Source organism: Roseomonas nitratireducens (assembly GCF_017813355.1).
GTDB classification, from domain to species: Bacteria; Pseudomonadota; Alphaproteobacteria; order Acetobacterales; family Acetobacteraceae; genus Neoroseomonas; species Neoroseomonas nitratireducens.
The window spans coordinates 60,613-74,716 of the sequence record NZ_JAGIYZ010000010.1 but is presented as its reverse complement, the minus strand read 5'-3'; the positions used below and the strand labels follow the sequence as shown (position 1 = coordinate 74,716).

The window sequence follows — 14,104 nt, the reverse complement described above, 5'->3', positions numbered from 1 at the left end:
TGCAGGATTGTCACGCCGGGCCGCCGATCCGCCCTGCCGGGGTTGAAAACCGCCGGGGCGTCCCCCTGTTGCACGCGGCCGGGAAGGGTACCGGCATGTCATCCTGCGGGCGCTGGACACCCTGGCGCCCAGGGGCTAGGTGCGCCCGTTCCTGTGGCGCGTGGGGGAGTATCCCGGATGCGTGTGGCGGTGTTGAAGGAGCGGCGGAGCGGGGAAACCCGCGTCGCGGCGACGCCCGAGACGGTCAAGAAATACGTCGGACTGGGCCTGGAGGTCGCGGTGGAATCGGGGGCGGGTCTGCCCTCCGGCATCACCGACGCCGCCTTCGCCGAGGCCGGCGCGAAGCTGGCGGACGATGCGGCCGGCGCCCTCGCCGGCGCGGGCATCGTGCTGGTGGTGCGCGCGCCCGAGGCGCCGCTGCCGCGCGGCGCGCTGCTGATCGGCACGCTCGGCGCCGATGCGGCGGCCGCGGCGGCCTATGCCGAGGCCGGCGTGGATGCGTGTTCGATGGAACTCCTGCCGCGCATCACCCGCGCGCAGTCCATGGACGTGCTGTCCTCCCAGGCCAACCTCGCGGGCTACCGCGCGGTGATCGAGGGTGCGACCGCCTACGACAAGGGCTTCCCGATGATGATGACGGCGGCCGGCACCGTGCCCGCCGCCAATGTCTTCATCATGGGCGCGGGTGTCGCCGGCCTGCAGGCCATCGCGACGGCGCGCCGCCTCGGCGGGCGCGTGTCGGCCACCGACGTCCGGCCCGCGGCGAAGGAGGAGATCAAGTCGCTGGGCGCGACCTTCGTCGGCTACGAGGACGAGGAGAGCAAGGCGGCGCAGACGGCGGGCGGCTACGCCAAGCAGCTGAGCGCCGAGTTCTACGCCAAGCAGGCGGAAGTCGTGGCCGCGCACATCGCCAAGCAGGACGTCGTGGTCTGCACGGCGCTGGTGCAGGGCCGCAAGGCACCGACGCTGGTGACCGAGGCGATGGTCGCCTCGATGAAGCCGGGCTCGGTCATCGTGGACATCGCGGCGGATGCCGGCGGCAACTGCGCCGCGACCAAGCCGGGCGAGCTGGTGGTGACGGCCAACGGGGTGAAGATCCTCGGCTTCACCAACTGGCCGGGGCGCCTGCCGGCGGCCTCCTCCGCGCTCTATGCGCGGAACCTCCTCACCTTCCTGACCACCTTCTGGGACAAGGAAGCCAAGGCGCCGAAGCTGCCGGAGGAGGACGATATCGTGAAGGGTGTGACGCTGACGCGCGGCGGCGCCGTGGTCCACCCGCTGATGAAGCCGGCGGCGTAAGGGGGGGATTTGCGATGAACGCGACGGAACTCGCCAACCAGGCCACGGCGGCGGCGCAGCGTGCGCTCGAACTCGCCGAGGCCGCGCGGCGCGCGGCGGAAGCGGCGGCCCCGGTCGCCGCGGCGGCCGAACCCTTCCTGTACCTGCTGACGATCTTCCTGCTGGCCTGCTTCGTCGGCTACCACGTGGTGTGGAACGTCACGCCGGCGCTGCATTCGCCGCTGATGGGCGTCACCAACGCCATCTCCTCGGTGATCGTGGTGGGCGCGATCCTGGCCGCCGGCATGGCGGACAGCACGCTGGCGCGCATCTTCGGCTTCCTGGCCGTGACGCTCGCCGCGGTGAACATCTTCGGCGGCTTCATGGTGACCAGGCGCATGCTCGCCATGTTCAAGAAGAAGGGGAGCTGAGCCGATGGGCACGACTCTCTCGACCCTGGCCTACCTCGTCGCCTCGGTTCTCTTCATCCTGGCGCTGCGCGGGCTCTCGCACCCCGAGACCAGCCGCCAGGGCAACATGTACGGCATGATCGGGATGGCGATCGCCATCCTGGCCACGCTGTTCAAGCCCGGCATCGGCTTCGGCGGCATCACGCTGGTGGTGGTCGGGCTCGCGGTCGGCGGCACGATCGGCACCATCCTCGCCCAGCGCATCCAGATGACGGCGCTGCCGCAGCTGGTCGCGGCCTTCCACTCGCTGGTCGGCATGGCGGCGGTGTTCGTCGCGGCGGCGGCCTTCTACGCCCCCGAATCCTTCGGCATCGGCACGCGCGGCAACATCAAGGCCGCCTCGCTGATCGAGATGTCGCTGGGCCTGGCGATCGGCGCGATCACCTTCTCGGGCTCGGTCATCGCCTTCGCCAAGCTGGCGGGGAAGATGTCGGGCGCGCCCATCACCTTCAACGGGCAGCATTGGCTGAACCTGGGCCTGGGCATCCTGCTGGTGGTGCTGGTGATCCTGTTCGTCGCGACGGGGTCGGGCTTCCTGTTCTGGATGATCGCGCTGCTGTCCTTCGCGCTCGGCTTCCTGCTGATCATCCCGATCGGCGGGGCTGACATGCCGGTCGTCGTCTCGATGCTGAACAGCTACTCGGGCTGGGCGGCGGCGGGCATCGGCTTCACCATCGGCAACCTGCTGCTGATCGTGACCGGCGCGTTGGTCGGCGCATCCGGCGCCATCCTGTCCTACATCATGTGCAAGGGCATGAACCGCAGCATCATCAACGTGCTGCTGGGCGGCTTCGGGTCCGAGGGCGGCGTGGTCGCCGGCGGCGGCGACGTGGACCGCCCGCCGGTCAAGGCCGGCAGCCCGGAAGACGCGGCCTACATGATGAAGAACGCGCAGAAGATCATCGTCGTGCCGGGCTACGGCATGGCGGTGGCGCAGGCCCAGCAGGTGCTCCGCGAGATGGCGGACCTGCTGAAGAAGGAAGGGGCGGAGATCAAGTACGCGATCCACCCCGTGGCGGGCCGCATGCCCGGCCACATGAACGTGCTGCTGGCGGAAGCCAACGTGCCCTACGACGAGGTCTTCGAGCTCGAGGAAATCAACCCCGAATTCGCCGACGCGGACGTGGCCTTCGTGATCGGCGCGAACGACGTGACCAACCCGGCGGCCAAGACCGACAAGTCGTCGGCCATCTACGGCATGCCGATCCTGGATGTGGAACGCGCCAAGACCGTGTTCTTCATCAAGCGCGGCATGGCGTCGGGCTATGCCGGCGTGGAGAACGAGCTGTTCTTCCGCCCGAACACGATGATGCTGTTCGGCGACGCGAAGAAGGTGACGCAGGAGATCGTGCAGGCGCTGCAGCGGTAGCGCCTGCCGGGCATCCTCGGCCGGGATGGGGGGCGGTTCCGCAAGGGACCGCCCTTCGTCTTTTCGCCGCGCGGCTTGCGGGCCGGCAGGCCGCGGGCGTCAGCCCGGAAGGCGCTGCGACGCCGCGGTGTTGGTCAGCGCCGCCTGCAGCCTGTCGAGCAGCCCCCACGCCGCCGCGGGGTCGAGCAGCGTGGGCCCGCTCACGTCTTCCCGCTCCTCGGCGAAGGCCATGGTCCAGGCGCCGAAGGCGCGCGCGGGCGGGTGCGCCACTTCCAGCACGGTGATCCGTTCATGCCGCGGGTCGCACTGGATGCGCTCGAAGATTTCCTCGACGGCCGCCGGCGGGCCTTCCAGCACCTGGGCGAAATAGGGGCCGCTGACCAGCAGCGCGCCGGTCACGCCCAGTGCCGCGTTGTTGCGCCGCGCGGTCTCGAGGATCTCGGAGACCTTGAGCTCGCCGCCCGCCGTCGCGCGGCTGGCGTAGATCACGCGCTGGAGGCTTTCGGACGGTCCGCTCATGCCGCTGTCTCCTGGCCCTGCGCCAGCCTTGCGATCATCTCCTGCACCTGGTCGCGCGGGACGGGCCGGCTGACGAGGTAGCCCTGCGCCTCGGAGCAGCCATAGGCGAGCAGTTCCGCCAGCTGCTCGGGCGTCTCCACACCTTCGGCCGTGGTCCGCAGGCCGAGCGCGGCGCCGAGGGCGGTCACCGCGCGCACGATCGCCGCGCTGTCGCCACGCGTGCCGATCTCGGCGATGAAGCTGCGGTCGATCTTCACGCGGTCGAGCGGGAAGTCGCGCAGCTGGGTCAGCGACGAATAGCCTGTGCCGAAATCGTCGAGCGATATCCGCACGCCGAGCGTGCGCAGCCGCTGGCAGGTCTCGATCGCGCGGGTCGTGTCGTGCAGCAGCGACGTCTCCGTCACCTCGAGTTCGAGCCGGTGCGCGGGCAGGCCGCTGTCGGCGAGCGCCGCGGCGACCACGTCGAACAGGTCGCGCTGGGCGAATTGCGGCGCGGCGACGTTGACCGCGACATGCAGCGCCTCGGGCCAGGTCGTCGCCTCCCGGCAGGCGGTGCGCAGCACCCATTCGCCGATCGGGACGATCAGGCCGATCTCCTCGGCCAGCGGCACGAAGGCGGCCGGCGGGACGAGGCCGCGTTCGGGGTGGCGCCAGCGCAGCAGCGCCTCGAACCCGGTGAGCGCCCCGCCGGCGATCGAGACCTGCGGCTGGAAATGGAGTTCGAACTGGCCGAGGCCGATCGCCGCCCGCAGGTCGGCCTCGAGCCTGCGCCGTTCCTCCATCCGCGCGCGCATCTCGGGCGCGTAGCGCCGGACGAGGCCGCGCCCCTGCTCCTTGGCCGCATAGAGCGCGAGGTCGGCCGCGCGCATCAGGCGGTCGGCGTCGTCCGCATCCTCGGGGAAAATGGCGATGCCGACGCTCGCGCCGATGACGGCGCTGTGGCCTTCCAGCAGGAAGGGCCGGCTGAGCAGGTCGACCAGCCGGGCCGCGAGGGCCTCGGCATCCTCCTCCCGCCCCTGGTCGGGCAGCAGGATGGCGAATTCATCGCCGCCGAGGCGGCCGGCCAGGTCGCCCGCGCGGATGCAGCTGCGCAGCCGTCGCCCGACCGCGCGCAGCAGCGCGTCGCCGATCGGATGGCCGAGCGAGTCGTTCACCGCCTTGAAGCGGTCGAGGTCGATGGCGAGCAGCGCGAAGGGGCGCTTTTCCTCCTGCCGCGCGCGCCGGTCGAGCGCGCCGAGGAAGGCTTCCCGGCGCAGCAGGCCGGTGGTCTCGTCGATGGGGCCGAGGGGCTCCCCGGCATCCGTCGCGGCGGGCGACAGCTTCGCGGCGTAGGTCATGCGATGGCCTCCGCCGGTCTTCTACGGAGAGGCCGGTTAAGCGGAGGCAAATCGCCGGCCCGCCTTGGCACGAAACACAAAAAACCGCGATCCGCAGGGCATCCCCTGCGTCGCGGCTTTGTGCCTGCGGTGCCGCCCTGCGCGCAGGGCGGCGGGGAGGGCTCAGAAGCCCTCGCGCTCGAGGCGCTTGCGCTCGACCTTGCGGGCGCGGCGGACGGCCTCGGCGGCCTCGCGCGCACGGCGCTCGGACGGCTTTTCGTAGTGCCGGCGAAGCTTCATCTCGCGGAAAACGCCTTCTCGCTGCAGCTTCTTCTTCAGCGCCTTGAGGGCCTGGTCGATATTGTTGTCACGAACGACGACTTGCACGCGGCGCAACCTCCTGCGCGTTGGATGTGGAACAATGGACGGCATGCGGCGCAGCGGGGCAAGCCCCGCCGCGTCGGAAGCGAAGCCTTACCACGGATGCGCGCCGCGCCGGAAGCCCTCCCGCACGCCGGCGCCGCACTATATGCATGGTCGCGCCACCCGCATCCCGCGCCGGAGCCCCATGGCCATCCTGAAGATCGCCCGCATGGGCCACCCCGTCCTCCTCATGCGGGCCGATGAGGTCCCGGACCCCACCGCGCCCGAGATCCTCCGCCTGGTCGAGGACATGGCCGAGACCATGGAGGATGCCGGCGGCGTCGGCCTGGCCGCGCCGCAGGTCCATGTGCCGCTGCGCATCTTCGTCTGGCGCACCGGGGCGGGCGGCGTGTCCGCCCTGATCAACCCCGTGCTGGAACCGGTGGGGGAGGAGACGGAGGAAGCCTGGGAAGGCTGCCTGTCCATCCCCGGCCTGCGCGGGGCGGTGCGCCGCGCCGCGCGGCTGCGCTTCCGCGGCCTCGACATCGCCGGCAACACGATCGAGGGCGAGGCGGCGGGCCTCGCCGCGCGCATCATGCAGCACGAGACCGACCACCTGGACGGCATCCTCTATCCGATGCGGATGGAGGATCTCTCGCGCTTCGGATTCAACGAGGAACTCGCCCGCGCCGCGGCGAAGGAGCAGGCATGACCGATTCCGACGACATCGACCGCCCGGCGCGGGACGCCGCCATCCGCGCCATCCTGCCGCTGGTGCCCGAGTACGGCTGGACGCGCCGCGCCATCGCCGCGGGCCTCGCCGCGGCCGGGATGCCGGAGGACGAGGCCGCCTTCCTGTTCCCCCGCGGCCCGCTCTCGGCCATCGAGGCGTGGCTCGACCTCGCCGACCGGGAGATGGCCGAGGAGGCCGGCGACCTGTCCGGCCTGCGCACCCCCGACCGCATCCGCACGCTGGTCGCCACGCGACTGCGCCAGGCGACCCCGCACAAGGACGCGGTGCGCCAGGCGCTGGCCCTGCAAAGCCTGCCCTGGAACGCGGCGTCAGGCCTGCGCACCGCCGCGCGCACGGCGAGCGCCATGTGGTACGCGGCGGGGGACAGGTCGGCCGATTTCTCCTGGTACACGCGCCGCGCCAGCCTCGCGGCGGTCTATGGCGCCACGCTCGCCTTCTGGCTGCGCGACGACCAGGAGGATATCGGCCCGACGCTGGATTTCCTCGACCGGCGACTCGCGGGGCTCGCGCGGCTCGGGCGCTTGCGCAAGCGGGTCGGCGCGGCCAGGGCGGCCTGATCCGGCGGCCCCTTGGCGGGCCGGGCGGGAAGGTTTCGCCACGCGCGCGGGTTTCGTTACGGGCGGCCCCGGCCTGCGGCGCGATCTTCGCTCCGTCCTGCAAACCATTGCCGTTGCGCGGGAATAATGCAGAAAATACATTTGCGTGCTGGCGCAGGTTGCGCCATGAGGCAGGTTCCCGAGCCAAGCCCGCGCGCGCCCGAGTCCGGCGGCGTGGCCCTTGGCCCGAAACGATCCAGAAGGGAGCGCCCGGCGCCCATGAGCAAGATCAGCAAGTTCCGCACCGTGGTCGCCGCGATCGCCGGCGTCGCCATCGCCGGCCCCGCGCTGGCCAATGCCTGCCTGCGGCCGGAGGAACGCGGCGCGCTCGACGTCCGCGCCCTGCAGACCTACCTGATGGTCAGCGCGCTGAACTGCCAGAAGGGCGAGAGCTACAACCAGTTCATCCGCCGCTTCGGCAATGAGCTCAGCAGCGCGAACCGCGTGACCAACGCCTATTTCACCCGCGCCTATGGCGGGCAGGCGCGCACGCGCTTCGACTCGAACAACACGAACATGGCGAACGAGCATTCCGAGGACGCGATCCGCGCGGGGTCCTTCTTCTGCCGCGACGCCGAGCCGCTGTTCCAGGGCGCGCTGGCCACGCCCGGCCCGCAGCTCGCCCAGTTCGCCGCGCAGCGGAACATCCCGCAGTCGGTGACCGCGCCGGAATGCCCGGCCGCCGGCGCCCCGGCCGCCCGCCAGGCCGCCGCGCGCCGCCGCTGACGACACGCCGCCGCGCCATCGCGCGGCGCGCGAAAGGACAAAGGCCGGGCCCCCAGGGTCCGGCCTTTTTTCATGGCGGCGATGGCGGCGGCCGCGGCGTGAAGCGGGGCCATGCATCCGGCTGGCCGATGCGGTCCGGCCGGGATGCGTCCGGGGCGACATCCGATTGGCCGGACATGGCTGGTTGGATGTCCTCTCCCGGACCTTGGCGGTTCCAGGCCACGGAAACCGATCGGGTGCGATCGGATGGCGCCGTGCGGCACGACCCGATCGCACCGGGTCGGCGCGGTCGGATTTCGTGCCGTGGAACCGACGGCTTCCCGATCAGGACATCCGACCGGCGGGTCGGATATCGCCCTACAGCACCATCCGATCACCCTGAATCAGCGTGATCGGATTTCGTGCTGTAGAAGCAATGGTTTCCAGAGCAAGAAATCCGACCGGTCGTTTCCGGCCGATCGGATATTGCTCTAGCGGACGATGATCTCCACGCGCCGGTTCTGCGGCTCGCGGACATTGTCCGCCGTCGCGACCAGGGGCTGCGTCTCGCCGAAGGCGGTCACGGCGATCTCCTCCCGCGCGATGCCGAGTCGGACGAGTTCCGCCGCCACCGTGTCCGCCCGCCGGCGCGACAGCGCCTGGTTGAAGGGCACGGTGCCGGAGCGGTCGGCATGGCCGGCCACCTCGATGCGCGTGCTGCGCTGGGTGCGGGCCTGCTGCGCCGCTTCCCCGATGATCTGGCGGGCGCGCTCGGTCAGGTCGGCGCGGTTCCAGTCGAAGAAGACGAGGAAGGTGCGGGAGGCCTGCGGCGCCGCGGCCGGAGACGGCGCGGGGGCCGAGGGCGCGGCGGTGATGGCGTAGCGCAGGCCGAGCAGCAGCGAGTGGTTGTAGTTGTCGGGTTCCGCCGTGCCGCGCGCCACGGTCGCGCCCGTGGCCGGGTTGTCCCAGCGCGCGTCGAAGCGCGGCTGCAGCGTGCCGAGGAAGCGGTATTCCGCCGTGACCGCGAGGCCCGGCGCGAAGGAGAGCGGGAAGGCGAGGCCCGCGATGCCCTGGTAGGCGAAGCGCCCGTCGCGGTCGTCGATCGTCATGCGCAGCGCGCCGTTCTGGCTGATGCCGCGCACGCCGTTCCATTCCGTCGCGACATAGCCGGCGCCGATGCCGACATAGGGCATGACCGGGCCGATGACGCCGAGGTCGAGCAGGACATTGCCCATCACGCCCCAGCTTTCCTGCCGGCCCGTGCCGCCGCCCAGGCTCGCCCAGCCGGCGGCGCCGGAGACGCTGTCGACGTCGTTGCTGCGGAAGGATCCCTCTATCTCGGCCCGCAGGCCGTTGCCGAAGCCCCAGCCGAGGCTGAGCACGCCCGCGAAGCCGGGCGACAGGCCGACCGACCCGCCCGCGCCGAAGCCGGCCGCGCCGAGCCCGCGCACGGCCGCCTGGTCGAGGTTGAGGTCGGTGTCGGGGACAAGGTTCAGCCCGACGCCGCCCGCGACATAGGGCCCGTCGATGTATTGCGCGGCGGCGGGCAGGGCAGGGAGCGACGCCATGCAGGCAAGGGCAAGGCCTGGCAGGAGGGCGGCGTGGCGGGGGGGGCGCGGGGCAGTCATCAGGTTGAGAATCGCACGTTCGAGTTAGCGAAGTTTGCAGCACGCCACGGCTTTGCCGCAATGCAGAAAGGACCGGCGCGCGGCGACCCGGCGCCGGGTGTGTCGTGGGTGCCCCCCGAACGCAGAAAGGGCCGCCTTTCGGCGGCCCTTCCCGTAGGTGTCGCGTCGAGCGCCCCCGCTTAGCGGAGGACGATCTCCACGCGGCGGTTCTGCGGCTCGCGGACGTTGTCCGGGGTCGGGACGAGCAGCTGGCTCTGGCCGAAGCCGCGCGTCACGATCTCGTTCCGCGGCACGCCGAGGCGGACCAACTCGCCGGCAACCGCGGCGGCGCGACGCTCGGACAGGCCCTGGTTGTAGCGGGCGGAGCCCGAGGTGTCGGTGTGGCCGTTCACCTCGATGCGGGTCACCTGCTGCGTGCGACGCGCCTGGGCGGCCTCACCGATGATCTGACGCGCGCGGGCGGTCAGGTCGGCGCGGTTCCAGTCGAAGAACACGAGGAAGGTGCGCGCCGGCGCCGGGGCCGCGGCGGCCGCGGCCACCGGGGCGGCCGAGCGGCCGAAGTTGTAGCGCACGCCGAACATGATCGAGTGGTTGAAGTTTTCCGCCTCGAAGGTGTTGCGCGTCACGAGGCCGGCCGGGGTCGTCGCCCGGGCGTCGATGTCGTGGCCGAGCGTGCCCATGAAGCGGTACTCGGCGGTCAGCGCGAGGCCTGGCACCGGGTCGATCGGCAGCGCGACGCCGACGATCGCCTGGTAGGCGAAGTTGCCCTCGTCGCCGTCGAGCAGCAGGTTCGTGCCCGCGCCGTCGCCCGACGGCACCGTGCCGCGGACGCCGTCATAGTTGTGGACCTGGTAGCCGATGCCGACGCCGACATACGGGGCGATGCCACCGAGGTTGAAGTCATACAGCGCGTTGACCATCGCGCCGTAGGACTGGGCGGAACCACCGGCGCGGTTGTAGCGGCCGGGGGCGCCCTTCAGGTTGTCGATGTCGTTGGTGCGGTAGCTGCCCTCGAGCTCGACGCGCAGGCCGTTGCCGAAGCCGTAGCCGACGCTGAGCACGCCGGCCCAGCCCCACTCGAAGCCGGTTTCGACGCTGCGGTTGGCGACGCCGTCGGACGTCCCCATCAGGTAGTTGCCGCCAAGGCCGGCGCCGACATACACGCCCTGCACCCGCGGGTCCCAGCTCTGCGCATTCGCGGCCACCGGCAGCGTCAGCAGCGTCGCGGCAAGAAGCGCCTTCCTCAGGCTCATGTGACTTCTCCTGTTCGTGGCCCTGGGGGCCGATCGATGGCCCGTGGGGCCTAAAAACTGCCCGAAGCGGTTCCCGTACGCCGGTCACTCGCTTCAGTAACTGCATTCTCCAACATTTACGGTGCCCAGCGCCAGACCCGCGCTACCGTATCGCCCTGACTGTTGTATTCGGGTCACATGATACGGTGGCAAATCGGTCACAGGGGTCCGAGCGCCGCCTCATCCGTCATGCCCGCCAGCGCCCCGCGCGGCAAGAGCCGGGTCGCATGGCCCATCTTCCGGCCGGGACGGGCGGATTCCTTGCCGTACAGATGCCCGACCACGCCCGGCGTGGCGACCAGCCGCGGCCAGGCGGCCATGCCTTCGGGGCCGATCAGATTCTTCATCACGGCATCGTGGTGGCGTTCCGGCACCGCGAGCGGCAGCCCCGCCACCGCGCGCACATGCTGCTCGAACTGGGATGCGGCGCAGGCATCCATCGTCCAATGCCCGGAATTGTGCGGCCTGGGCGCGATCTCGTTGCCCAGCAGCCGCCCGTCCGGCAGCAGGAACATCTCCAGCGCCACGAGGCCGATCAGGTCGAGTCCCTCGGCCACCGCCGCCACATGGGCGCGGGCGGCGGCCGCGACGGCCTCCGGCAGCCGGGCGGGGGCGAAGGAGAGGTCGAGGATGTGGTGCGCGTGGCGGTTCTCCGCCGGGTCGAAGGTGGCGACCGCGCCATCCGCCCCGCGCGCGGCGATGGCCGAGATCTCCGCCGCGAAGGGCACGAAGGCTTCCAGCACCAGCGGCCGGGGGGCCAGCCGCGCGAAGGCGGGGGCGAGGTCCTCCGGCCTGCGCAGCACCGCCTGGCCGCGCCCGTCATAGCCGAGTCGCGTCGTCTTCAGCACGGCGGGCAGGCCGAGCTCGGCCACGGCGGCGGCGAGGTCGGCTTCCGTCTCGACCGGCCGCCAGGGCGCCACGGGCACGCCGATGCGGCCGAGGAAGGCCTTTTCCGCCACCCGGTCCTGGCAGGTGGCGAGCGCGGCGAGGCCGGGCCGGCAGGGCACCAGGCCGGCCAGCGCCTCGAGCGCCGCGGCGGGGACGTTCTCGAACTCGAAGGTGACGACGGCGACCGACCCGGCGAAGCGGGCCAGCGCGTCGCGGTCCTCATAGGCCGCGACGGTGCGGTGGGCGGCGACCTGCATCCCCGGGCTGTCGGGTTCCGGCGCGTAGACGTGGCAGGCATAGCCGAGCCGCGCGGCGGCCAGCGCCGACATGCGGCCGAGCTGTCCGCCGCCGAGGATGCCGATGATGCTGCCGGGCGGCAGGGGGAATCCGGTCATGCCGGGCTGTCCGGCACGCTTTCGGTCTGCGCCGCGCGCCAGGCGGCCAGGCGCCGGGCCAGCGCCTCGTCCCCCGTGGCGAGGATGGCGGCGGCGAGCAGCCCCGCATTGACCGCCCCGGCGCGGCCGATGGCCAGCGTGCCGACCGGGATGCCGGCCGGCATCTGGACGATGGACAGCAGGCTGTCCATGCCCTTGAGCGCGTGGGATTCGACCGGCACGCCGAGCACGGGCAGCGCCGTCATCGACGCCGCCATGCCCGGCAGGTGGGCGGCGCCGCCGGCGCCGGCGATGATGACCTTGAGCCCGCGCCCGGCTGCGCCCTTGGCGTAGTCGAAGAGCCGTTCCGGCGTGCGATGGGCCGAGATGACGCGCGTTTCGTGCGGCACGCCGAGGTTGGCCAGCGTCTCGGCGGCGTGGCGCATGGTCTCCCAGTCCGACCGGCTGCCCATGATGATGCCGACCAGGGGGGCGGCGGAAGCGACGTCGCTCATTCAGACCCTACGATGCACGGAGATACGGGGGAGGACCGCCACGCGGCCCGGAAGACATGCGGATCGAGGCCCTGCCTCGATCCGGGAGGGCGAAGCCTGCCCGCCGCCGCCGGCGATCGAGTACACGGCGCGAAGCCAGGCGGCCGGAGGCCGCGCCGGCGATCGGGGCCACCCAACATCTTCGGATCGAGGCCCTGCCTCGATCCGCGAGGGCGAAGCCTGCCCGCCGCCGCCGGCGATCGAGTACACGGCGCGAAGCCAGGCGGCCGGAGGCCGCGCCGGCGATCGGGGCCACCCAACATCTTCGGATCGAGGCCCTGCCTCGATCCGCGAGGGCGAAGCCCGACCGCGCCCAGCCTGCCCGCCGCCGGCGGCACACCAGCACAGGGCGCGAAGCCAAGGGCCGCGGACGCGGCCCGCCCGGCGTTTGAGGGCATCACATCACGCAATGATATCGGGGACGAGCCGGCCCTCGAGCCAGGCGATCTCGTCCTTCAGCTTCAGCTTGCGCTTCTTCAGCCGCTGCAGCTGCAGCTGGTCCACCGGCGATCCGTCGAGCCGCGCGATGACGGTGTCGAGGTCGCGGTGTTCGCTGCGCAATTCGTGCAGGCGGCGAAGCATGGCGTCACGGTCGGCGATCATGGCCGGCGGCCCCGGGGCGAAGTTGTGGATGCATTCGCGCGCAAAACGCACTTATCATGCAAGGGCCGGGGCGCGACAGGCCAATCCCGGACGATGCGCGCCCCCTGGTGCCCGACCGGCCGACTGGCCGGAAGAACGCCGCCGCGGCTGCCCGCCGCGGGGCACAGCACGGATGAGGATGCGTCACGCATGCCCTTGAACCCCCGGATCGCCTCCCTCGAGGAACGCCACGCGGCCCTCGAGCGTCGTATCCTGGACGAGGATCGCCGGCCGAAGCCCGATGAGGCGGAGCTGGCCCGGATGAAGCGCGAGAAGCTGCGCCTCAAGGAGGAGTTGGAGCGGCTGCGGACGTCGCGGCCGCATTAGCGAAGGGCCTGGCCGGCCCGCCCGGCCACGGCAGCGCGCATCGCCCCGCATCACGGCCCCGGATGGGCGCGGCCAGGGTCAGGCCGCGTCCTCGGAGGGCGGGGGGATGGCCATGCTGCCGCCGGCCGCGGAGACCGCCGCGTTCAGGTCGGACTGGGTGCACAGGCCGAGGATCACGGGGTCGCGCGGCTTGATGTTCGCGCTGTTCCAGTGGGTCTTGTCGCGCACCTTGGCGATGGTGTCCTTGGTCGTACCCAGCAGCTTGGCGACGGTCGCGTCGCTCAGCATCGGGTAGTTGCGCAGCAGCCAGGCGATGCCGTCCGGCCGGTCGTTGCGCTTGGACACGGGCGTGTAGCGCCCACCCTTGGCCCGCGCCTTGGGGAGCACGATGGTGCTTTCCTGCAGCGTCAGGCGCGCACCGGAATCCGCTTCGCAGCGCGCGATCTCCTCCCGCGTCAGCTGGCCGGAGGCGACCGGGTCGAAGCCGACGATCCCCTGCGCGACTTCCCCATCGGCGATGGCCTGGATCTCGAGCGGATGCATGCCGACGAAGTCGGCGATCTGCTCGAAGGAAAGCGACGTCTTGTCGATCAGCCACACGGCGGTGGCCTTCGGCATGAGAGGCTGGGGCATGGGCGAACCTCGGGAGGCGGGAGGGGCGGAAGCGAACCCCCGCAATATGATGGGCCCCCTATAATGAGACGGCCGGGCAGGGTCAAAGCCCGGATGGAGCAGGAGAGCCATGACGTTGCTTGAGGAAGGGGACCTGCCGCGCAAGCGCCAGGTCCTGGAGAAGCCGCGCTTCGACGGGTGGGACGTCGCGCAGCTGCAGGACTACATCGCCGACCTGAAGGCCGAGATCGCCCGCGCCGAGGCGGCGATCGCCGCCGGGCAGAGCCACCGCGCGGCGGCGGAGGCCTTCTTCCGCAAGGGGTAGGGGCGCATCGGCCCCGGCGGGCGGGGCTGGCCCGCTGGCCGGCGCACCGGCCGATCGATACCGCGGGGCGGGCGGGCCGGGTCGCCGGCATC

At 71.7% G+C, this 14,104-nt stretch carries 17 protein-coding genes; 8 read left to right on the top strand and 9 right to left on the bottom strand.

Annotation, left to right across the window (positions count from 1 at the left end; all coding sequences use genetic code 11):
* Window positions 1-177: 177 nt before the first annotated feature.
* From J5Y09_RS11730 to J5Y09_RS11720, 3 genes are read left to right on the top strand one after another with little or no spacing between them, the layout of a single operon-like run.
* Window positions 178-1,299: a Re/Si-specific NAD(P)(+) transhydrogenase subunit alpha gene (locus J5Y09_RS11730; protein WP_209351978.1), complete on the top strand. Its 1,122-nt coding sequence runs from the start codon at window positions 178-180 to the stop codon at window positions 1,297-1,299.
* A gap of 14 nt (window positions 1,300-1,313) precedes the next feature.
* Window positions 1,314-1,709: an NAD(P) transhydrogenase subunit alpha part 2 gene (locus tag J5Y09_RS11725; RefSeq protein WP_198376421.1), complete on the top strand. Its 396-nt coding sequence runs from the start codon at window positions 1,314-1,316 to the stop codon at window positions 1,707-1,709.
* A 4-nt stretch (window positions 1,710-1,713) separates the two neighbouring features.
* Window positions 1,714-3,117, top strand: a complete 1,404-nt coding sequence (locus J5Y09_RS11720) for an NAD(P)(+) transhydrogenase (Re/Si-specific) subunit beta (RefSeq protein WP_209351977.1) — start codon at window positions 1,714-1,716, stop codon at window positions 3,115-3,117.
* A 99-nt stretch (window positions 3,118-3,216) separates the two neighbouring features.
* Here the strand turns inward: J5Y09_RS11720 and J5Y09_RS11715 are convergent, their stop codons facing one another.
* The 3 genes from J5Y09_RS11715 to rpsU form a co-directional block, all read right to left on the bottom strand.
* Window positions 3,217-3,636 (bottom strand): BLUF domain-containing protein, encoded by a 420-nt coding sequence (locus J5Y09_RS11715; RefSeq protein ID WP_209351976.1) that lies wholly within the window; start codon window positions 3,634-3,636, stop codon window positions 3,217-3,219.
* On the bottom strand, window positions 3,633-4,973 hold the full coding sequence (locus tag J5Y09_RS11710; RefSeq protein ID WP_209351975.1) for a putative bifunctional diguanylate cyclase/phosphodiesterase: 1,341 nt from the start codon (window positions 4,971-4,973) through the stop codon (window positions 3,633-3,635). The genes J5Y09_RS11715 and J5Y09_RS11710 overlap by 4 nt, the downstream gene beginning before the upstream one ends.
* 162 nt (window positions 4,974-5,135) lie before the next feature.
* On the bottom strand, window positions 5,136-5,339 hold the full coding sequence (gene rpsU, locus J5Y09_RS11705; protein ID WP_007006360.1) for a 30S ribosomal protein S21: 204 nt from the start codon (window positions 5,337-5,339) through the stop codon (window positions 5,136-5,138).
* A gap of 181 nt (window positions 5,340-5,520) precedes the next feature.
* Here rpsU and def point away from each other — a divergent pair, with 181 nt between their 5' ends.
* From def to J5Y09_RS11690, 3 genes are all read left to right on the top strand, one after another.
* The gene (gene def / locus J5Y09_RS11700) at window positions 5,521-6,027 is read left to right on the top strand and encodes a peptide deformylase (protein WP_209351974.1); all 507 of its coding nucleotides are present in this window, start codon (window positions 5,521-5,523) and stop codon (window positions 6,025-6,027) included.
* Entirely contained in the window at window positions 6,024-6,626 is a 603-nt protein-coding gene (locus J5Y09_RS11695; protein WP_209351973.1) for a COQ9 family protein, read from the top strand. The genes def and J5Y09_RS11695 overlap by 4 nt, the downstream gene beginning before the upstream one ends.
* A gap of 258 nt (window positions 6,627-6,884) precedes the next feature.
* The gene (locus tag J5Y09_RS11690; RefSeq protein ID WP_209351972.1) at window positions 6,885-7,391 is read left to right on the top strand and encodes a hypothetical protein; all 507 of its coding nucleotides are present in this window, start codon (window positions 6,885-6,887) and stop codon (window positions 7,389-7,391) included.
* 470 nt (window positions 7,392-7,861) lie between these two features.
* On the opposite strand, the gene J5Y09_RS11685 is transcribed toward J5Y09_RS11690, so the two are convergent.
* The 5 genes from J5Y09_RS11685 to J5Y09_RS11665 form a co-directional block, all read right to left on the bottom strand.
* The gene (locus J5Y09_RS11685) at window positions 7,862-8,938 is read right to left on the bottom strand and encodes an OmpA family protein (protein WP_245217063.1); all 1,077 of its coding nucleotides are present in this window, start codon (window positions 8,936-8,938) and stop codon (window positions 7,862-7,864) included.
* A 239-nt stretch (window positions 8,939-9,177) separates the two neighbouring features.
* The gene (locus tag J5Y09_RS11680; protein ID WP_209351970.1) at window positions 9,178-10,251 is read right to left on the bottom strand and encodes an OmpA family protein; all 1,074 of its coding nucleotides are present in this window, start codon (window positions 10,249-10,251) and stop codon (window positions 9,178-9,180) included.
* 197 nt (window positions 10,252-10,448) lie between these two features.
* A complete protein-coding gene (locus tag J5Y09_RS11675) occupies window positions 10,449-11,573 on the bottom strand; it encodes a 5-(carboxyamino)imidazole ribonucleotide synthase (RefSeq protein WP_209351969.1) in 1,125 nt (374 codons plus the stop codon).
* A complete protein-coding gene (gene purE / locus J5Y09_RS11670) occupies window positions 11,570-12,067 on the bottom strand; it encodes a 5-(carboxyamino)imidazole ribonucleotide mutase (protein WP_209351968.1) in 498 nt (165 codons plus the stop codon). The genes J5Y09_RS11675 and purE overlap by 4 nt, the downstream gene beginning before the upstream one ends.
* A gap of 441 nt (window positions 12,068-12,508) precedes the next feature.
* Complete coding sequence (locus J5Y09_RS11665) at window positions 12,509-12,709, bottom strand: YdcH family protein (protein WP_198376663.1); 201 nt, start codon at window positions 12,707-12,709, stop codon at window positions 12,509-12,511.
* Window positions 12,710-12,898: 189 nt separating this feature from the next.
* Here J5Y09_RS11665 and J5Y09_RS11660 point away from each other — a divergent pair, with 189 nt between their 5' ends.
* Entirely contained in the window at window positions 12,899-13,075 is a 177-nt protein-coding gene (locus J5Y09_RS11660) for a YdcH family protein (protein ID WP_198376662.1), read from the top strand.
* A 78-nt stretch (window positions 13,076-13,153) separates the two neighbouring features.
* On the opposite strand, the gene J5Y09_RS11655 is transcribed toward J5Y09_RS11660, so the two are convergent.
* Window positions 13,154-13,708, bottom strand: a complete 555-nt coding sequence (locus tag J5Y09_RS11655; RefSeq protein ID WP_209351967.1) for a DUF1013 domain-containing protein — start codon at window positions 13,706-13,708, stop codon at window positions 13,154-13,156.
* Between the two features lie 109 nt (window positions 13,709-13,817).
* Between J5Y09_RS11655 and J5Y09_RS11650 the strand changes: the two genes are divergently transcribed.
* Complete coding sequence (locus tag J5Y09_RS11650) at window positions 13,818-14,012, top strand: DUF1192 family protein (RefSeq protein WP_209351966.1); 195 nt, start codon at window positions 13,818-13,820, stop codon at window positions 14,010-14,012.
* The last annotated feature ends 92 nt before the right edge of the window (window positions 14,013-14,104 follow it).

Excerpts from the sequence above, each read along its gene's own strand:
- J5Y09_RS11650 (WP_209351966.1), top strand. The coding sequence starts at position 13,818 with ATGACGTTGCTTGAGGAAGGGGACCTGCCGCGCAAGCGCCAGGTCCTG.
- J5Y09_RS11730 (WP_209351978.1), top strand. The coding sequence starts at position 178 with ATGCGTGTGGCGGTGTTGAAGGAGCGGCGGAGCGGGGAAACCCGCGTC.
- J5Y09_RS11710 (WP_209351975.1), bottom strand. The coding sequence starts at position 4,973 with ATGACCTACGCCGCGAAGCTGTCGCCCGCCGCGACGGATGCCGGGGAG.
- J5Y09_RS11715 (WP_209351976.1), bottom strand. The coding sequence starts at position 3,636 with ATGAGCGGACCGTCCGAAAGCCTCCAGCGCGTGATCTACGCCAGCCGC.
- J5Y09_RS11680 (WP_209351970.1), bottom strand. The coding sequence starts at position 10,251 with ATGAGCCTGAGGAAGGCGCTTCTTGCCGCGACGCTGCTGACGCTGCCG.
- J5Y09_RS11665 (WP_198376663.1), bottom strand. The coding sequence starts at position 12,709 with ATGATCGCCGACCGTGACGCCATGCTTCGCCGCCTGCACGAATTGCGC.
- J5Y09_RS11725 (WP_198376421.1), top strand. The coding sequence starts at position 1,314 with ATGAACGCGACGGAACTCGCCAACCAGGCCACGGCGGCGGCGCAGCGT.
- purE (WP_209351968.1), bottom strand. The coding sequence starts at position 12,067 with ATGAGCGACGTCGCTTCCGCCGCCCCCCTGGTCGGCATCATCATGGGC.
- J5Y09_RS11675 (WP_209351969.1), bottom strand. The coding sequence starts at position 11,573 with ATGACCGGATTCCCCCTGCCGCCCGGCAGCATCATCGGCATCCTCGGC.
- J5Y09_RS11655 (WP_209351967.1), bottom strand. The coding sequence starts at position 13,708 with ATGCCCCAGCCTCTCATGCCGAAGGCCACCGCCGTGTGGCTGATCGAC.
- J5Y09_RS11720 (WP_209351977.1), top strand. The coding sequence starts at position 1,714 with ATGGGCACGACTCTCTCGACCCTGGCCTACCTCGTCGCCTCGGTTCTC.
- J5Y09_RS11690 (WP_209351972.1), top strand. The coding sequence starts at position 6,885 with ATGAGCAAGATCAGCAAGTTCCGCACCGTGGTCGCCGCGATCGCCGGC.
- J5Y09_RS11660 (WP_198376662.1), top strand. The coding sequence starts at position 12,899 with ATGCCCTTGAACCCCCGGATCGCCTCCCTCGAGGAACGCCACGCGGCC.
- J5Y09_RS11685 (WP_245217063.1), bottom strand. The coding sequence starts at position 8,938 with ATGGCGTCGCTCCCTGCCCTGCCCGCCGCCGCGCAATACATCGACGGG.
- def (WP_209351974.1), top strand. The coding sequence starts at position 5,521 with ATGGCCATCCTGAAGATCGCCCGCATGGGCCACCCCGTCCTCCTCATG.
- J5Y09_RS11695 (WP_209351973.1), top strand. The coding sequence starts at position 6,024 with ATGACCGATTCCGACGACATCGACCGCCCGGCGCGGGACGCCGCCATC.